General features: G+C 71.1%; 12 protein-coding genes. 10 read left to right on the top strand and 2 right to left on the bottom strand.

The annotated features are described in order from the left end of the window. Positions 1-15 precede the first annotated feature (15 nt). A complete protein-coding gene (locus FS769_RS13380) occupies positions 16-852 on the bottom strand; it encodes an aldo/keto reductase (RefSeq protein WP_144834209.1) in 837 nt (278 codons plus the stop codon). A gap of 53 nt (positions 853-905) precedes the next feature. Further along, positions 906-2,300, bottom strand: a complete 1,395-nt coding sequence (locus FS769_RS13375) for an aminotransferase class I/II-fold pyridoxal phosphate-dependent enzyme (RefSeq protein WP_144834207.1) — start codon at positions 2,298-2,300, stop codon at positions 906-908. A gap of 143 nt (positions 2,301-2,443) precedes the next feature. Between FS769_RS13375 and FS769_RS13370 the strand changes: the two genes are divergently transcribed. The 10 genes from FS769_RS13370 (at position 2,444) to FS769_RS13325 (ending at position 16,613) form a co-directional block, all read left to right on the top strand. Next, entirely contained in the window at positions 2,444-3,292 is an 849-nt protein-coding gene (locus FS769_RS13370; protein ID WP_144834205.1) for a nitrilase-related carbon-nitrogen hydrolase, read from the top strand. Position 3,293: 1 nt separating this feature from the next. Further along, positions 3,294-4,736: a dihydropyrimidinase gene (gene hydA, locus FS769_RS13365; RefSeq protein ID WP_144834204.1), complete on the top strand. Its 1,443-nt coding sequence runs from the start codon at positions 3,294-3,296 to the stop codon at positions 4,734-4,736. A gap of 11 nt (positions 4,737-4,747) precedes the next feature. Beyond that, positions 4,748-5,836, top strand: coding sequence for a TIGR03842 family LLM class F420-dependent oxidoreductase (locus tag FS769_RS13360; protein ID WP_144834202.1), 1,089 nt, complete (start codon positions 4,748-4,750; stop codon positions 5,834-5,836). Then, on the top strand, positions 5,833-6,813 hold the full coding sequence (locus FS769_RS13355; RefSeq protein WP_144834200.1) for an ABC transporter permease: 981 nt from the start codon (positions 5,833-5,835) through the stop codon (positions 6,811-6,813). The genes FS769_RS13360 and FS769_RS13355 overlap by 4 nt, the downstream gene beginning before the upstream one ends. Then, complete coding sequence (locus FS769_RS13350) at positions 6,810-7,610, top strand: ABC transporter ATP-binding protein (RefSeq protein WP_144834198.1); 801 nt, start codon at positions 6,810-6,812, stop codon at positions 7,608-7,610. Before FS769_RS13355 ends, FS769_RS13350 begins: the two co-directional genes overlap by 4 nt. Further along, positions 7,607-8,389, top strand: a complete 783-nt coding sequence (locus tag FS769_RS13345) for an ABC transporter permease (protein WP_144834196.1) — start codon at positions 7,607-7,609, stop codon at positions 8,387-8,389. Before FS769_RS13350 ends, FS769_RS13345 begins: the two co-directional genes overlap by 4 nt. 79 nt (positions 8,390-8,468) lie before the next feature. Then, positions 8,469-9,641 carry an ABC transporter substrate-binding protein gene (locus tag FS769_RS13340; RefSeq protein ID WP_144834194.1) on the top strand — a complete coding sequence of 391 codons (1,173 nt, stop codon included), beginning with the start codon at positions 8,469-8,471 and terminating at the stop codon, positions 9,639-9,641. An 88-nt stretch (positions 9,642-9,729) separates the two neighbouring features. Beyond that, complete coding sequence (locus FS769_RS13335; RefSeq protein ID WP_144834193.1) at positions 9,730-10,980, top strand: LCP family protein; 1,251 nt, start codon at positions 9,730-9,732, stop codon at positions 10,978-10,980. A gap of 85 nt (positions 10,981-11,065) precedes the next feature. Then, a complete protein-coding gene (locus tag FS769_RS13330; RefSeq protein WP_260979763.1) occupies positions 11,066-12,235 on the top strand; it encodes a glycoside hydrolase family 3 N-terminal domain-containing protein in 1,170 nt (389 codons plus the stop codon). Positions 12,236-12,362: 127 nt separating this feature from the next. Further along, positions 12,363-16,613 (top strand): DUF3418 domain-containing protein, encoded by a 4,251-nt coding sequence (locus FS769_RS13325; RefSeq protein WP_144834191.1) that lies wholly within the window; start codon positions 12,363-12,365, stop codon positions 16,611-16,613. Positions 16,614-16,660: the final 47 nt, after the last annotated feature.

The following is a 16,660-nucleotide window of genomic DNA, read 5'->3' as shown; positions in this document are numbered from 1 at the left end:
GCGGGTGCGCCGACGTCAATTGAGGTCGTCGGGGTGCGTGCCGACGCGGCCCGAACCGTCGCCCGGGTCGACCGCGTCGATCGCGGCCATCTCGTCGGCGGTGAGCTCGAAGTCGAACAGGTCGAAGTTCTCCTCGAGGCGCTCACGGCGCACCGACTTGGGGAACACGATGAAGCCGTGCTGGATGTGCCAGCGCAGCACCGCCTGGGCGGGCGACTTGCCGTGCGCCTCAGCGGCGTCCTTGACGGCGGGCAGCTCGAACAGGTCGTACTTGCCCTGGCCGAGCGGGCCCCACGACTCGATGTGCATGTCGTGCTGCTGACCCCAGGCCGCGATCTCGCGCTGGCTGAGGGCGGGGTGCAGCTCGATCTGGTTCACCACGGGGGTGACACCGGTCTCGGAGACGATGCGCTCGAGGTGCGGCACGAGGAAGTTCGAGACGCCGATGGAGCGCGTCTTGCCCGACTCGCGGATCTCGATCATCTTCTGCCACGCGTGCACGTAGTTGTCGTTCTTCGGCGTGGGCCAGTGGATGAGGTAGAGGTCGACGGCGTCGAGCTGGAGCTTCTGCAGGCTCTCGTCGATCGCGGCGAGCGGCTCGTCGCCGTCGTGGCGGTCGTTCCAGAGCTTGGTGGTGACGAAGAGCTCGTCGCGCGCGATGCCGCTGGCGGCGATGGCACGGCCGACGCCCTCTTCGTTCTTGTAGATGGCGGCGGTGTCGATGTGGCGGTAGCCCACCTCGAGCGCCTCGGACACGGCGCGCTCGGCGTCGTCGGCGGGCACGAGGAACACGCCGTAGCCGAGCTGGGGGATGGAGTTTCCGTCGTTGAGCTGAACAGAAGGAACGGTCATGTCCTTCACCCTAGGAGCGGCCTCCGACATGCGGATCGGGGTTGACGGCGGCCTCACGCCAAGGGAGCGGCGTCGGCGGCCCGGGCGAGGGCCTCGGCGACGAGGCGCACGTTCTCGACCACCGATCCGCCCGTGACGCGCACGCGCGGCTCGCGGTCGGACGCGATCGAGGCGTCGGCGACGAACGGGGTTCCGGCGGCGACGGCGATGCCTTCGGCGGCGAGGTGCACGACGGCCGCGCGTTCGTCGCGCACCGGCATCCAGACGTTGATTCCGTCGGGATCGCCCACCTCGACCCCCAGGCGCCGAAGGGCCGTGGCGAGGCGGTCGAGGCGGTCGCGGTAGATGAGCCGGGCGGTGCGCACGGGCGCGATCGACCGGGAGTCGGTGAGCAATTCGAGCAGCACCGCCTGCAGCAGGCGCGAGGTCCACCCGGGACCCAGCATGCGCCGCCGCACGATGCGGTCGACGATCGCCGCGGGTCCGCCGAGGGCGGCGATGCGCAGGTCGGGGCCGTGCGATTTCGAGAACCCGCGCACGTGCACGACCTGCGCGGGAACCCAGAGGGCGAGCGACACCGGCGGCGCCGAGGCGATGAGCGCGGAGTGGTCGTCTTCGATGACCGTGACGCGGCTGCCGCCGGGCACGCTCAGCAGCACGTTCGCGAGGCGGCGAGCGCGATCGAGCGACATCGAGGCGCCCGTGGGGTTCTGCGCACGGGGTTGCAGGATGACCGCCGAGGGACGCTGCGCGAGCGCCCGGGCGAGGGAGGCGGGGAGCACCCCGTCGGCGTCGCTCTCGAGCAGCACCGGCACCGCCCCGGCGGCGTCGACGAGGTCGAAGAAGTGGGGGAAGCCGGGCGACTCGACCGCGACGCGATCGCCGAAGCGCACGACCTGGTCGAGCGTGCGCGAGATGCCGTCGAGAGCGCCGTCGACCACGGTGAGCGCCTCGACCCCGCGCACGGGCCACTGTTCGCGCAGCACGTCGTGCAGATCGGGCAATACCGGGAGGTCGTGGTAGCGCCCGGTGTCGGCGCGGGGCCGCGCCCCGGCGAGCGCGCGCTCGATCGAAGGCAGCATCGCGGGGTCGGGCGTGCCGAGCGAGAGGTCGAGGCGCATCGCGGCGCGGTGCGGACCCGCTCCCAGGCCGCGGGGTGCCCCGGGGGCGGGGGCCACCGCCATGCCCTGCACGCGGGGGCTCAACCATTCGCGGCGCTCGGTGCGCACGAAGGTGCCGGCCCGCCCGCGCGAAGTCACCACTCCCGCGTCGGCGAGCGCGCGCCAGGCTCCCGCGACGGTACCCGTCGAGACGCCCAGGGTCGCGGCGACCTCCCGCACGGTCGGCAGCCGGCTCCCCGGCGCGAGCGCACCTTCGCTGACGCGCCGGGCGATCTCGGCGGCGAGGCCCGCGGAGCTGCGCTCGACCAGCGACTCGGGTGCGAGCATCGGCGGCCCTCCCCCTGGCATCCGGAAACTCCCCCACCACCGAACCGAGACTTTACGGCGGTGACACCGGGAGAAATCGTCGAGAAATGTTCAGGCGCGACAGTAACAGAACTCGAGCAGGCCCATAGGAACGAGGAAGCCCCATGACGACGGTGCGCGCAGCGATCACGCAGACGACCTGGACCGGCGACAAAGCGTCGATGCTCGACAAGCACGAGCAGTTCGCTCGAGACGCCGCCGCGCAGGGAGCGCAGGTGCTGTGCTTCCAAGAGCTGTTCTACGGCCCCTACTTCGGCATCACGCAGGACCAGAAGTACTACCGCTACGCCGAGCCCGTCGACGGCCCCATCGTGCAGCGGTTCGCCGCCCTCGCGAAGGAGCTCGGCCTGGTCACGGTGCTCCCCATCTACGAAGAGGCCCAGACCGGCGTCTACTACAACACCTCGGTGCTGGTCGACGCCGACGGCACCGTGCTCGGCAGCTACCGCAAGAACCACATCCCCCACCTCGACAAGTTCTGGGAGAAGTTCTACTTCCGCCCCGGCAACCTCGGCTACCCCGTGTTCGACACCGCCGTCGGCAAGGTCGGCATGTACATCTGCTACGACCGTCACTTCCCCGAGGGCTGGCGCGAACTGGGCCTGAACGGTGCGCACATGGTCTTCAACCCCAACGCCACCAAGCCCGGGCTGTCGAACCGCCTGTGGGAGGTCGAGGGTCCGTGCGCGGCCGTGGCCAACGGCTACTTCGTGCTGCAGCCCAACCGCGTCGGCCGGGAGGACAACGAGTACGGGGCGGATGCCGTGACCTTCTACGGCACGAGCCAGGTGATCGACCCGCGCGGCAACCACGTCGGCGCGCTCGGCTCGGGTGAGCACGAGGAGATCCTCGTGCGCGACCTCGACATGGACCTCGTGCAGCAGATGCGCGACGACTGGCAGTTCTACCGCGACCGCCGGCCCGACACCTACGGCGAGATCGTGGAGGCCTGAGATGGCGACCACACTGATCTCGGGCGGCACCGTCGTCAACGCCACCGGCACGGGCGCCGCCGACGTGCTCATCGACGGCGAGAAGATCGCCGCCGTGCTGCAGCCGGGCTCGACCCTGCTGGGCCACGACCTCGCGGCATCCGTCGACACCGTCGTCGACGCCACCGGCAAGTACGTGATCCCCGGCGGCATCGACGCGCACACCCACATGCAGATGCCCTTCGGCGGCACCGAGGCCTCGGACACGTTCGAGACCGGCACCCGGGCGGCGGCGATCGGCGGCACGACGAGCATCGTCGACTTCGTCGTGCAGTACCCCGACGAGAACATCCTCGACCGCTACCAGGCCTGGCACGACAAGGCCGCCGGGCAGTGCGCGATCGACTACGGCTTCCACCAGATCCTCTCCGACGTGCAGGACAGCTCGCTGACCGCGATGGACGAGCTCATCGCCGAGGGTGTGACGAGCTTCAAGCTCTTCATGGCCTACAAGGGCGTCTTCCTCTCGGACGACGGCCAGATCCTGCGGGCGTTCCAGAAAGGCGCCGACAACGGCGCGATGATGATGATGCACGCCGAGAACGGCGCCATCATCGACGTGCTCGTGCAGCAGGCCCTCGCCCGCGGCGAGACGAGCCCGTACTTCCACGGCACGACCCGCCCCTGGCAGGCCGAGGAAGAGGCCACCCACCGCGCGATCATGCTCGCCGATCTCACCGGCGCCCCGCTCTACGTCGTGCACGTCAGCGCGAAGCAGGCGGTCGAACAGATCACCGAGGCGCGCGACCGCGGTCTTAACGTGTTCGGCGAGACCTGCCCGCAGTACCTCTATCTCTCGCTCGAAGACCAGCTCGGCGCCTCGAGCGCCGAGTGGGGCGACTTCGAGGGCGCGAAGTGGGTGTGCTCGACACCGCTGCGCTCGAAGCACGAGGGCCACCAGCACCACATGTGGCAGTCGCTGCGCACGAACGACATCCAGATGGTGTCGACCGACCACTGCCCCTTCTGCATGAAGGACCAGAAGGAGCTCGGCGTCGGAGACTTCTCGAAGATCCCCAACGGCATCGGCTCGGTCGAGCACCGCATGGACCTCATGTACCAGGGCGTCGTGACCGGGCAGATCACGCTCCCCCGCTGGGTCGAGCTGACCAGCACGACCCCCGCGCGCATGTTCGGCATGTACGGGCAGAAGGGCGTCATCCAGCCCGGCGCCGACGGCGACGTGGTCGTCTACGACCCGAACGGGCACACCTCGATCGGCATCGGCGAGGGGCGCAGCCACCACATGAACATGGACTACTCCGCGTGGGAGGGCTACGAGATCGACGGTCGCGTCGACACCGTGCTCTCGCGGGGTCGGGTGGTGGTGGATGCCGGCGGCTACATCGGCGACAAGGGTCACGGTCGCTACATCAAGCGCGGCCTGAGCCAGTACCTGGTCTGAGAGGAGACCCCATGGATTTCGGTGTCGTCCTGCAGACGAATCCCCCCGCCGCCCGCACAGTGCAGCTCTCGCAGCTCGCCGAGGCGCACGGCTTCAGCCACGTGTGGACCTTCGACTCGCACCTGCTGTGGCAGGAGCCGTACGTGGTGCACTCGGCGATCCTCGCGGCCACCCGCCGCATCACGGTGGGACCCTTCGTGACCAACCCCGCGACGCGCGACTGGACGGTCACGGCCTCGACCTTCGCGACGCTGAACGAGATGTACGGCAACCGCACGATCTGCGGCATCGGCCGCGGCGACTCGGCGGTGCGCGTCACGAACGGGCGGCCGACGACGCTCACGGCCTTGCGCGAGTCGATCCACGTGATCCGCGAGCTCGGCAACTCCCGCGCCGTGGAGTACAACGGCGCGACGCTGCAGTTCCCCTGGAGCCGCGGATCGGAGCTCGACGTGTGGGTCGCCGCCTACGGCCCCCTCGCGCTCAAGCTCACCGGAGAGGTGGGCGACGGCTTCATCCTGCAGCTGGCCGACCTCGACATCGCCGAGTGGATGATCACGACCGTGCGGGAGGCGGCTGAGAACGTCGGACGCGACCCCGACGAGATCGCCTTCTGCGTCGCCGCCCCGATGTACATCGGCGAGGACACTCCCGAGTCGCGCGCGCACATGATCGAGCAGTGCCGCTGGTTCGGCGGGATGGTGGGCAACCACGTCGCCGACATCGTGGCGAAGTACGGCCCTTCGACAAGCTCAGGGACCCCATCGACAAGCTCAGGGACCCCATCGACAGGCTCAGGGACCGCTGGGAACGTTCCGGCCGCCCTCACCGACTACATCGCCGGGCGCACGGGCTACGACTACAACTCGCACGGCAAGAGCCACAACGACCACGTCGACTTCGTGCCCGACGAGATCGTCGAGCGCTTCTGCGTGCTCGGCACCGCCGAGCAGCACATCGAGAAGCTCGAGAAGCTGCGCGCGCTGGGCGTCACCCAGTTCGCCGGCTATCTGCAGCACGACAACAAAGAGGAAACGATGCGGGTCTACGGCGAGAGCGTGATCCCCGCGCTCACTCCCCCGGTGACGGCGAAGAAGTGACCGACCAGGCGCTGGCCCCCGGCTCGGTGACCGGGGTCGTCCCCGACACGAGCGGACGGATGCCGCGTCGCCGGTCCGCACGTTCGTCGGGGCTCACCGGCCGGGTGGGGTGGGGCGTCGCGGGCGTCGCGAGCCTCGTCGCGATCTGGGAGCTGTACAAACTCCTCGGTCCCGCCGACGGGGTCACCGTCGGCGGCGACGGATCGGCGGGGTCGGGCGTCATCCTGCTCCCCCGCACCCACGACCGCGCCATGCCGCACGTGTGGGACATGGTCGCGCGGATGTTCCAGCCCACGAGCGGCGGGGCGACTCCCCCGCTGATCGTCTCGGTGCTCGAGGCCGCGGGCACCACCCTCGGCCTCGCCGCGGTGGGCTGGGTGATCGGCGTGGTGGTCGGCGGCATCCTGGGCATCGCGATGCAGCGCTGGCGCCTGGTCGAGTGGGGCCTGCTGCCCTGGATCGTGGTGAGTCAGATCGTGCCGCTCATCGCCTTCGCCCCCGTGGTCAACGCGCTGGGCAACCAGATCGACCGCGCGGGCGTGGTGCCGTGGCCGCAGTGGTTCTCGGTCGCCCTCATCGCGTCGTACCTCGCCTTCTTCCCCGTCGCGATCGGAACCCTGCGCGGGCTCGAGTCGCCCGACGCCCTGCACCGCGACCTCTTCCACACCCAGTCGGCGGGATGGTGGCAGACGCTCGTGCACCTGCGCCTGCCCGCCGCCGTTCCGCACCTGCTGCCGGCGCTCCGCCTCGCCGCCGCCTCTGCCGTGGTCGGCGCCGTCGTCGCCGAGGTGTCGATCGGCCTGCGCGGCGGCATCGGCCGCATGCTCATCCAGCTCGCAGGGCAAGCCTCGTCCGACCCCGCCGCCCCCTGGGCGCCGACCTTCGGCACCGTCGTGATCGGGCTCGTCGCCGCCGCGGGCGTCGCGCTCATCGGCGTGACGCTGCGCCGCTTCCGTCGCGGAGAGGAGACCCGATGACAACCCCACCCACCCCCGCCGTGCACGCCACCGGAATCGGAAAGGTGTTCCCCGCGGCATCCGGAGAGGTCACCGCCCTCACCGGCGTCGACCTCGAGGTGGCCGCGGGCGAATTCGTGTCGCTCATCGGGCCGTCGGGCTGCGGCAAGTCGACGCTGCTGCGACTGATCGCCGACCTCGACGACGCCACCGCGGGAGAGCTCACCATCTTCGGCAAGACCGCCCGCCGGGCCCGCCTCGACCAGGACTACGGCATCGCCTTCCAGCAGGCGGGACTGCTGCCCTGGCGCACGGTCGCGGCGAACATCGCGCTGCCACTCGAACTGCACCGGTGGGCGAAGGCGAAGCGCGACGCCCGCGTGGCCGAACTCGCCGAGCTCGTCGGGCTGTCGGACTTCGTCGGCCGCTACCCCGACCAGCTCTCCGGCGGAATGCAGCAGCGCGTCGCCATCGCCCGCTCTCTCGCCGCCTCGCCCCAGCTGCTGCTGATGGACGAGCCGTTCGGCGCCCTCGACGAGATGACGCGCGAACGCCTGCAGACCGAGCTCGCCCGCATCGCCGCCGAGACGGGAGCCGCGGTGGTCTTCGTCACCCACTCGATCCCCGAGGCGGTCTTCCTCTCCGACCGCGTGGTCGTCATGAGCCCGCGCCCCGGCCGCATCACCGACGTGATCGACACGCGCCCGGGCCGCCCTCGCGACGAGGCCCTGCGCGAATCGCCGGAGTACTTCGCGCGCGTCACCGCCGTGCGCGAGGCCCTGCACGGCGCTCCCCTACAACGGGTGAACGAGCGATGACGGCCACCCGCCTGCCCTCGTGGGTGCGGTTCGCGGCGCCCGTGCTCGTCGGAGTGCTCGGCCTCGCGCTGTGGTTCGCCTACGTGGCCTCGGGCTCCGCCCCGCGCATGCTGCCCGACCCGCTCGCGATCGCGGGCGAGCTCACCGGGCGGATGCCGCTGGTGGCCGAAGCCGCCGCCATCACCGGCACCAATGCGCTCGTCGGCCTCGTCGCCGGCAGCGTCGTGGCGGTCGCCCTGGCGGCGCTGGCCGCCACCTGGCGACCCGTCGACGGCATGACGGCTCCGCTCATCGCCGCCCTCGCGGTCGTGCCGATCGTCGCCCTCACGCCGATCCTCAACACGATGTTCGGCGCATCGAGCCAGTTCGGCCGTGAGGCGGTGGCCGGGATCGCCGCCTTCGTCCCGGTGTTCGTCAACACCCTGCGCGGACTGCAGCAGACCCGGCCGGTGCAGCGCGACCTCTTCCGCGCGACCGCGGCGAACGGTTCGCAGACCTTCCGCCTGCTGACGCTGCCCACCGCCCTGCCGTACCTGCTCACCGGCATCCGGGTCGCCGCCTCGCTCGCGGTCATCTCGGCCCTGGTCGCCGAGTACTTCGGCGGACCCGCCGACGGCATCGGCACCGCGATCGCCACCTACGCCAAATCCGGACGTGCCTCGCTCGCCTGGGCGTTCGTCGCGGGCGGCATCGCGATCGGTCTCGTCTTCTTCCTCGTCACCTCGCTGCTCGAGCGCGTCGTCTCGCGACGCCTCGGCGCGGGGCGTCCGCCGGCCTGACCGGCACCTCCACCCGCCCTCGACAGAACAGGTTCCGCCCGCTCCACACCTGCACCACCCGCCTCCCGAAAGGACACCCATGTCACACAGCACACGTCGCGCCCTCGGCGCGATGGCCGCACTCGCCGCGGCATCCCTCGCCCTCTCCGCCTGCGCCGGAAGCTCGACCCCCGACGCCGCCTCGACGGAGGACTTCACGCCCCTGACCTCGGTCAAGCTGCAGCTGCAGTGGCTGCCGCAGGCGCAGTTCGCCGGCTACTACGTCGCGCTCGACAAGGGCTACTTCCAGGAGGAGGGCTTCGACGACGTCGAGGTCGTCCCCTCCGGCGGTGACATCGTGCCGCAGGACGCCCTCGTGGCGGGCGACGTCGACTTCGCCGTCGCGTGGGTGCCCAAAGTGCTCGGCACGATGGAGAACCAGGGCGTCGAGCTCACCGACATCGCGCAGGTCTTCCAGAAGTCGGGGACGACCCAGGTGTCGTGGAAGGGCTCGGGCATCACGAGCGTCGACGACTTCGAGGGCAAGCGCATCGGCTCGTGGGGCTTCGGCAACGAGTGGGAGATCTTCGCCGCGATGGCCGACAAGGGTCTCGACGCCTCCACCGTGCAGATCACCACGCAGGACTTCTCGATGAACGCCCTGCTCGACAAAGACGTGGACGCCGCCCAGGCGATGACCTACAACGAGCTCGCCCAGCTGCTCGAGACGGTGAACCCCGCCACCGGCAAGCTGTACACGATGGACGACATCGACGTGATCTCGTACGAGGACACCGCGGGCGCCATGCTGCAGGACGCGATCTGGGCCGACACGAAGCGCCTGTCGGAAGACCCCGCCTACGCCGACGCCGCCACGCGCTTCCTCAAGGCCAACATCAAGGGCTGGGTGTTCGCGCGCGACAACCCCACCGAGGCCGCCGACATCACCTACAAGGCCGCGACCGCCCCCGGCGTGAGCGCCTTCCCCGTCGGACCGACCCACCAGCTGTGGCAGATGAACGAGGTCAACAAGCTCATCTGGACCGGCGGCGACTTCGGCGTCGTCGACTCCGCCGCGTGGGACAAGACGGTCAAGGGCGCCCTGGCCGCCAAGAACCAGGACGGCCTGAACCTCATCACGACCGAGCCGCCGGCATCCGCGTACTCGAACGACTACGTGCAGGCTGCGCTGACCGCGCTGAAGGACGAGGGCGTCACCGTCGACGGCGACTACACGCCGATCGACGTCACCCTCACCGAGGGCGGACAGTAACCCGCACCCGCACGGGGCGGCCGGCAGCGACCGGTCGCCTCGTGCGGGTCTCTCCCCTCCGCAGGCTCTGCCGTGGTTGACTGACCGGATGAAGCCTCCTCCGCAGCACGCGCGCCGAGAGCCCGCGTCGCCCTGGCGTCGCGGCGTGAAGGCCGTCGCCATCGTCGCCGCGGTCGTCGTCGTCGCCGCCGTCGCGGTCGGCGGCTTCTACGCCTGGTCGTTGACGAGCCGCCTGCAGGAGGCCTCGGTTCCGCTGAAGGACGCCCCGGTCGAACCCCCCGCCCTGAGCGAGTACAGCGAGCCGTTCGCCGTGCTGGTGGTCGGCACCGACGAGTGCGACGACGTCGTAGCGGCCGCGTTCGGTCCTCGGTGCTCCGACCCCGAGAACGACGGCGCCCGCAATGACGTCAACATGCTGCTGCACGTCTCGGCCGACCCGCGGCGCGTCACTGTCGTGTCGTTCCCCCGCGACCTGCAGGTCGGGATCCCCGAGTGCACGAACAAGGACGGCTCGGTCTTCGGCGGCACCGACAGGGCCTCGATCAACACCGCCTACGAAGACGGCGGACTGCCCTGCGTCGCCGACACGATCTCCGACCTGACGGGTCAGAGCATCCCGTTCGCGGCGAAGGTGAGCTTCGGCAACGTCGTCAACATCACCGACGCCATCGGCGGCGTCGAGGTCTGCATCGGCGGCGACGGGATCGATGATCCGGATGCCGGCATCAAATGGGACGCCGGACCCCGCGTGGTCAAGGGCTTCGACGCCCTCGCGTTCCTCCGCACCCGCACGGGCATCGGCGACGGCAGCGACCTCGCCCGCATCGGCAACCAGCAGCAGTACATGTCGCGCCTGGTGAACAAGCTGCGCAGCGACGACGTGCTGTCGAACCCCGGCACACTCATCGGCCTCGCGAACACCGCGGTCAACAACATCGAGCCGAGCGAGAGCCTCGCCGACCCGATCCGCATCGCGCAGCTCGCGTACACGCTCAAGGACGTGCCGTTCAGCGAGTTCACGTTCGTGCAGTACCCGGTCGTCGACGACCCGTACGACAGCAACCGGGTCGTCCCCGACGAGGAGTCCGCTCAGGTGCTCTTCGATGCGTTGAACAGCAATGCCGGGCTCGCGATCACGGGTGCCGCCGGGTCCAACGGCGGCGTGGTCGCCGACCCGTCCGTCCCGACGCCCGAGCCGACCACCCCTGTCGAGGACACCCCGGCTCCGGATGCCAGCGCCTCGCCCGACGGGAGCGCGGCGCCCGGCGTGGTCGAGCTGCCCGAGAACGTCAAGGGCACCAAGGCCGACCAGGCGACCTGCTCCGCCGGCAACGGCTGATCCCCGCCCCTAGGCCCCGCCCCGCGCGAGCGCAAGCCGCCCGCGCGGGGACCGGACGCTCAGGTCGATGGGCCACCATCGAGGGGTGAAGACCGCCCCCCGCTTCTCGATGCTCGTCGTGATCGCGGCGCTCGCCCTCGCCGGCTGCGCGCCCGCCGCAGCCCCTTCCGCCGCCCCGACCCCCTCGGCATCCGTCACCCCCACGCCCACGCCGACCCCCACGCCCACGCGCACGCCCGACCCGCTCGCGGGCATGAGCCTCAGCGACAAGGTGGGGCAGATGTTCATGGTGGGGACCTCGGTCGAGGGCGCCAACCCGACGACCCTCGCGGCCGTGCAGAACGACCACATCGGCGGGATCTTCCTGCACGGGCGCTCGGCCGCCGGGGCGGAGGCCACCGCGGCCCTGGTGCAGGGCTTCACCTCGGTCGTCGCTGCGGGCCAGCCGCCGCTGTGGGTCGCCACCGATCAAGAGGGCGGGACCGTGCAGGTGCTGTCGGGCCCCGGGTTCGACGACATCCCCTCAGCCGTCCGGCAGGGCCAGCAGGACGACGCCTCGCTGCAGGCGGCGGCGACCACGTGGGGAGCGCAGCTCGCGTCGGCCGGGGTGAACATGAACCTCGCGCCCGTGGCCGACATCGTCGCGAGCCCGGATGCCGCGGCATCCAACCCCCCGATCGGCGCACTGGCCCGCGAGTACGGCTACGACGGCGCCACGGTCGCGGCCAAGGTCGGCGCCTTCGCCGCGGGCATGCGCGCGGGCGGCGTGCTGCCGACGTTCAAGCACTTCCCGGGACTCGGTCGCGTGACGGAGAACACCGACACCCGCAGCGGCGTGACCGACGACACCGTCACCGCCGACGGAGCGGACGTCGGCGTGTATTCGAGCGTGCTGCCGCAGGGCCCCGGGGTCGTGATGCTGTCGACCGCGATCTACGCGCAGATCGACCCCTCGGCGCCCGCGGCCTTCTCGCCCGCCGTGGTCGGTGTGCTGCGCGATCGCGTCGGCTTCGACGGCGTGGTCACCGTCGACGACCTCTCGGCCGCGCGGCAGGTGCAGCCGTGGTCGCCCGCGGATCGCGCGACCCTCGCCGTGGACGCCGGCATCGACCTGCTGCTGGTCTCGGCCGACCCTTCGGTGTACGCCGAGATGCACCAGGCCGTGCTCGCGCGCGCGCAGGCCGACCCCGCGTTCGCCGTCAAGGTCGACGCGGCAGTGCGCCGGATCCTGGCGCAGAAGGCGTCGATGCCGTGAGTCGCCGCGCGTGAGGGGTCGCTTTCTGTCGCCCAGCCGGTGAGCCAGGCGACGGGAAGCGACCCCTCACGCGGGATTCGGTGCCCGGCGGGCGATGAAGGCGACGAGGCCGATAGGCTGGAAGGCTGTGTCTGTCGAACCCGTCATCGTCTACCCGCCCGAGCTGCCCGTCAGCGCCGCGCGGGACGAGATCGCGCGCGCCATCCGCGACCACCAGGTCGTGATCGTCGCCGGGGCGACGGGCTCGGGCAAGACCACGCAGCTGCCCAAGATGTGCCTCGAACTGGGCCGCACCTCGATCGCGCACACCCAGCCGCGCCGCATCGCCGCGCGCACGATCGCCGAGCGCATCGCCGAAGAGATGCAGGTTCCGCTCGGTTCGACCGTCGGCTACAAGGTGCGCTTCACCGACAAGGTGTCGGCCGACACGCGCGTGGCGCTGGTGACCGACGGCATCCTGCTCAACGAGATCCACCGCGACCGACTGCTGCGCCGCTACGACACGATCATCGTCGACGAGGCGCACGAGCGCTCGCTCAACATCGACTTCCTGCTCGGCTACCTGCGCCGCATCCTGCCGAAGCGCCCCGACCTCAAGGTCATCGTCACCTCGGCCACCATCGACCCCGAGAGCTTCGCGCGGCACTTCGCGGCGGCTCCCCCCGAGCCGGGCGGCGAGCCGACCCCGGCGCCGGTCATCGAGGTGTCGGGTCGCACGTACCCGGTCGAGATCCGGTACCGGCCGGTCGACGGAGCGGACGACACGAGCACGACTCCGGAGATTCCGGATGCCGATGACCCCGACGCCCCGTCATCGCGCGGCCTAGCGGCGACCGGCCCGCAGAAAGTCCGGAGTTCTGCACGGCCGGCGGCCAAGCCGGGGCGCTCCGACGACGACGCCGACGAAGTCGGAGCCGTCGTCGCGGCCCTGCGCGAGCTCGATCGCGAGGCCCCGGGCGACGTGCTCGTCTTCTTCCCCGGCGAGGCCGAGATCCGCGATGCGGCGGATGCCATCCGCGGGGCGTACCAGAAGGACACCTCGCCCACCGAGGTGCTGCCCCTCTACGGACGCCTGTCCGCGGCCGAACAGCACCGCGTGTTCGAGCGCTCGAGCGTCGCGGGCGTGCGCCGTCGCGTCATCCTCGCCACGAACGTCGCCGAGACGAGTCTCACCGTCCCCGGCATCCGGTACGTCGTCGACACCGGAACCGCCCGCATCTCCCGCTACAGCAACCGGTCGAAGATCCAACGCCTACCCATCGAGGCCGTGTCGCAGGCCTCGGCCCAGCAGCGCTCCGGGCGTGCGGGGCGCACCTCGCCCGGCATCGCGATCCGGCTCTACTCCGAAGACGACTTCACGCGTCGCCCGGAGTACACCGAGCCCGAGATCCTGCGGACGTCGCTGGCATCCGTCATCCTCCAGATGCTGTCGCTCGGCTTCGGCGACATCCAGGCCTTCCCGTTCCTCACCCCGCCCGACTCGCGAGGCGTGAAGGCGGCGTTCGACCTGCTCGTCGAGCTCGGCGCGGTGAAGCTGCCCGCCCCCGGTTCGCGCGGGGCCGACACCTCGCGCGAGCGCGACGTGCGCGACGACGGCGACCCGTCTCGGCAGCGCGGCGGACGCGCACCGCGCGAGGACGGTCCCCGCCTCACCGAGATCGGCCGCGAGATCGCGCGGCTGCCGATCGACCCGCGCTTCGCCCGCATGCTCATCGAGGCGCGTCGCAACGACGTGTCGAGCGAGGTGCTCGCGATCGTGTCGGGCATGTCGATCCAAGACGTGCGCGAACGGCCCGAGGAGCGACGGGAGGAGGCCGACCGCTTCCACGCGCGCTTCACCGACCCCACCAGCGACTTCCTTTCGCTGCTGAACCTCTGGGATTACCTGCAGGAGAAGCAGGCCGAGCTCGGCTCGAGCGCGTTCCGGCGCCTGTGCCGCAGCGAGCACCTCAACTACGTGCGCGTGCGCGAGTGGATGGACGTGCACCGGCAGCTGCGGTCGCTCGGCGGCGAGCGCTCCGGCGAAGGTGGCGCGCGGGGCTCCGGCGACGGAGGCCGTCGCGCGCGGAACCATGTCCCCCCTTCGGCTGGCTCCGACCCCTCCAGGCCGCACAATTCGGGACATGCGGCGACAAAATCGGGACATGGATCGGGGCGCGGCGACCACAGCACCGCCCTCGAGGGGCACGCCGCCGGCGATGCGATCCACCGCGCGATCCTCTCCGGGTTGCTCTCGCACCTCGGCATCCTGGACCCCCGCACGATGGCGCAGGCCAAAGACCGCAAGGCGCCGGGTGACGCCCGCCCCACCAAGGGCGAGTACATCGGCGCGCGCGGGGCGCGGTTCGCCATCTTCCCCGGCTCGGGTCTGAAGAAGAAGCGCCCCTCGGCCGTCATGGCCGCCGAACTCGTCGAGACCTCGCGCCTGTTCGCCCGCACGGTCGCCGCCGTCGACCCGGCGTGGGCGGAAGAGCTCGCCCCCGACCTGGTCAAGCGCTCCCTCAGCGAGCCGCACTGGTCGAAGGATGCCGGCTCCGCCGCCGCCTACGAGAAGGTCACCCTCTTCGGGGTCGAGCTCGTCGGGCGCCGCCGGGTGCAGCTCGCGCGCTTCGACCGGCCGCTCGCGCGCGAGATGTTCGTGCGCCACGCGCTGGTGGAGGGCGAGTGGGACCCCTCGGTGCTCGACAAGCGCCTCACCGCGTTCCTCCGCCGCAACCAGGAGCAGCGTCGCCTGCTCGAGAAGATCGAGGAGCGCGAGCGTCGCCGTGACATCCTCATCGGCGACGAGGCCGTGTTCGCGTTCTACAATTCGCGGATCCCGGCCGACGTCACCGACGTGCGCTCGTTCGAGACGTGGTGGAAGGACGCCTCGAACCGCACCCCGCACCTGCTCGACCTACGTGAGTCCGACCTCACCGGCGACCGCGCCCAGGGAGACGACCGGGCCTTCCCCGCGCGCTGGCGGCAGGGCGATCAGACCCTCAACCTCGCGTACCGCTTCGAACCAGGAGCTCCCGACGACGGCGTGACGGTGGTCGTGCCGCTGCCGCTGCTCGCGCAGCTGCGCCCCGACGGCTTCGACTGGCAGGTTCCGGGCATGCGCGACGAGCTCGTCACCGCGCTGCTGCGCGCACTGCCGAAGACCATCCGCCGCAACGTCGTGCCCGCCGCCGACTGGGCGGAGAAGTTCTCGGCCGAGCTCGCCGAGAAGGGCCCCGAGCACGCGAACGGTCTGCCCAAGACGACGCTCGTCGACGCCCTCGCCGCCCTCGTGCAACGCGTCGCGAACCAGCGGGTGAGCGCCGCCGACTTCGAGCTCGAGCGGGTTCCCGGCCACCTCACGCCGTCGTTCCGCGCCGTCGACGCACGTGGCCGCGCGATCGGCAGCGACCGCGACCTGGCGACGCTGCAGCGCCGTCTCGCCGACAAGGCCCGCTCCAGCGTCGAGTCGACGATCACTCGCCCGGCGCAGAGAGCCGCGAAGGTCGCCGAGGCCTCCCCCGCCTTCGCCTCCCGGTCGAAGCTGACCACCTGGGATCTCGATGAGCTCACCGAGGTCGTCGACACCCCGGTCGCCGGCGGCGTCGTGCGCGGCTACCCCGCCCTGGTCGATGAGGGAGACAGCGTCGCCCTGCGCGTGGAGGCGACGCCCGAAGACGCCGCGCGGCACACGCGTGCCGGCATCCGTCGTCTTTTGCTGCTGGCCGTCCCCTCCCCCGCGACCTACGTGCTCGACCACCTCACCGCGAACGAGAAGCTCGCCCTCGCGGCCTCGCCGTACCAGAACGCCAAGGCGCTCATCGAGGACGCCCGCGTCGCCCTCGCCGACGACGTGCTGCTGCGCGAGGCGCCGAGGGGAGTCGTGCGCACGAAGGCCGATTTCGAGCGCGTGCGCGACGCCTTCTCCGCGGCATCCGTCGACCGCACCTTTCAGACGGTGTCGCTCGCGGCGAAGATCCTGCTCGCGCAGCGCGAGGTCGACCGCGCGATGAAGGACGCCTCGTCGATCACCCTGCTCGGCGCGCTGAACGACGTGCGCGGGCAGCTGAAGGGCCTGATCTTCCCGGGCTTCCTCTCGCGAACGGGCCTCGCGCGGCTGCAGCACCTTCCGCGGTATCTGGCCGGAGCCCTCGACCGCGTCAAGACGCTGTCCGACAACCCCGGTCGCGACCGCCAGCGCATGACCGAGTACGAGCGCTCCGCCGCGGGCTTCAGCGAAGCCGGCGGGACGGTTCCCCTGCCTGCCGACGCCCCCGCAAACCTCGTGCAGACGCGCTGGCTGCTCGAAGAACTGCGCGTGAGCCTGTTCGCCCAGCGCCTCGGCACGGCCGAGCCGGTGTCGCCGCAGCGCATCGCGAAGGCGCTCAAGAGCGCGTGAGGGGTCACCTTCCGTCGCCGAGCACGGCTCGAAGCGACCGAAGATGA

The organism is Microbacterium sp. BH-3-3-3, assembly GCF_007679045.1.
GTDB lineage: Bacteria > Actinomycetota > Actinomycetes > Actinomycetales > Microbacteriaceae > Microbacterium > Microbacterium algihabitans.
This window is presented reverse-complemented; position numbering and strand designations above follow the sequence as displayed.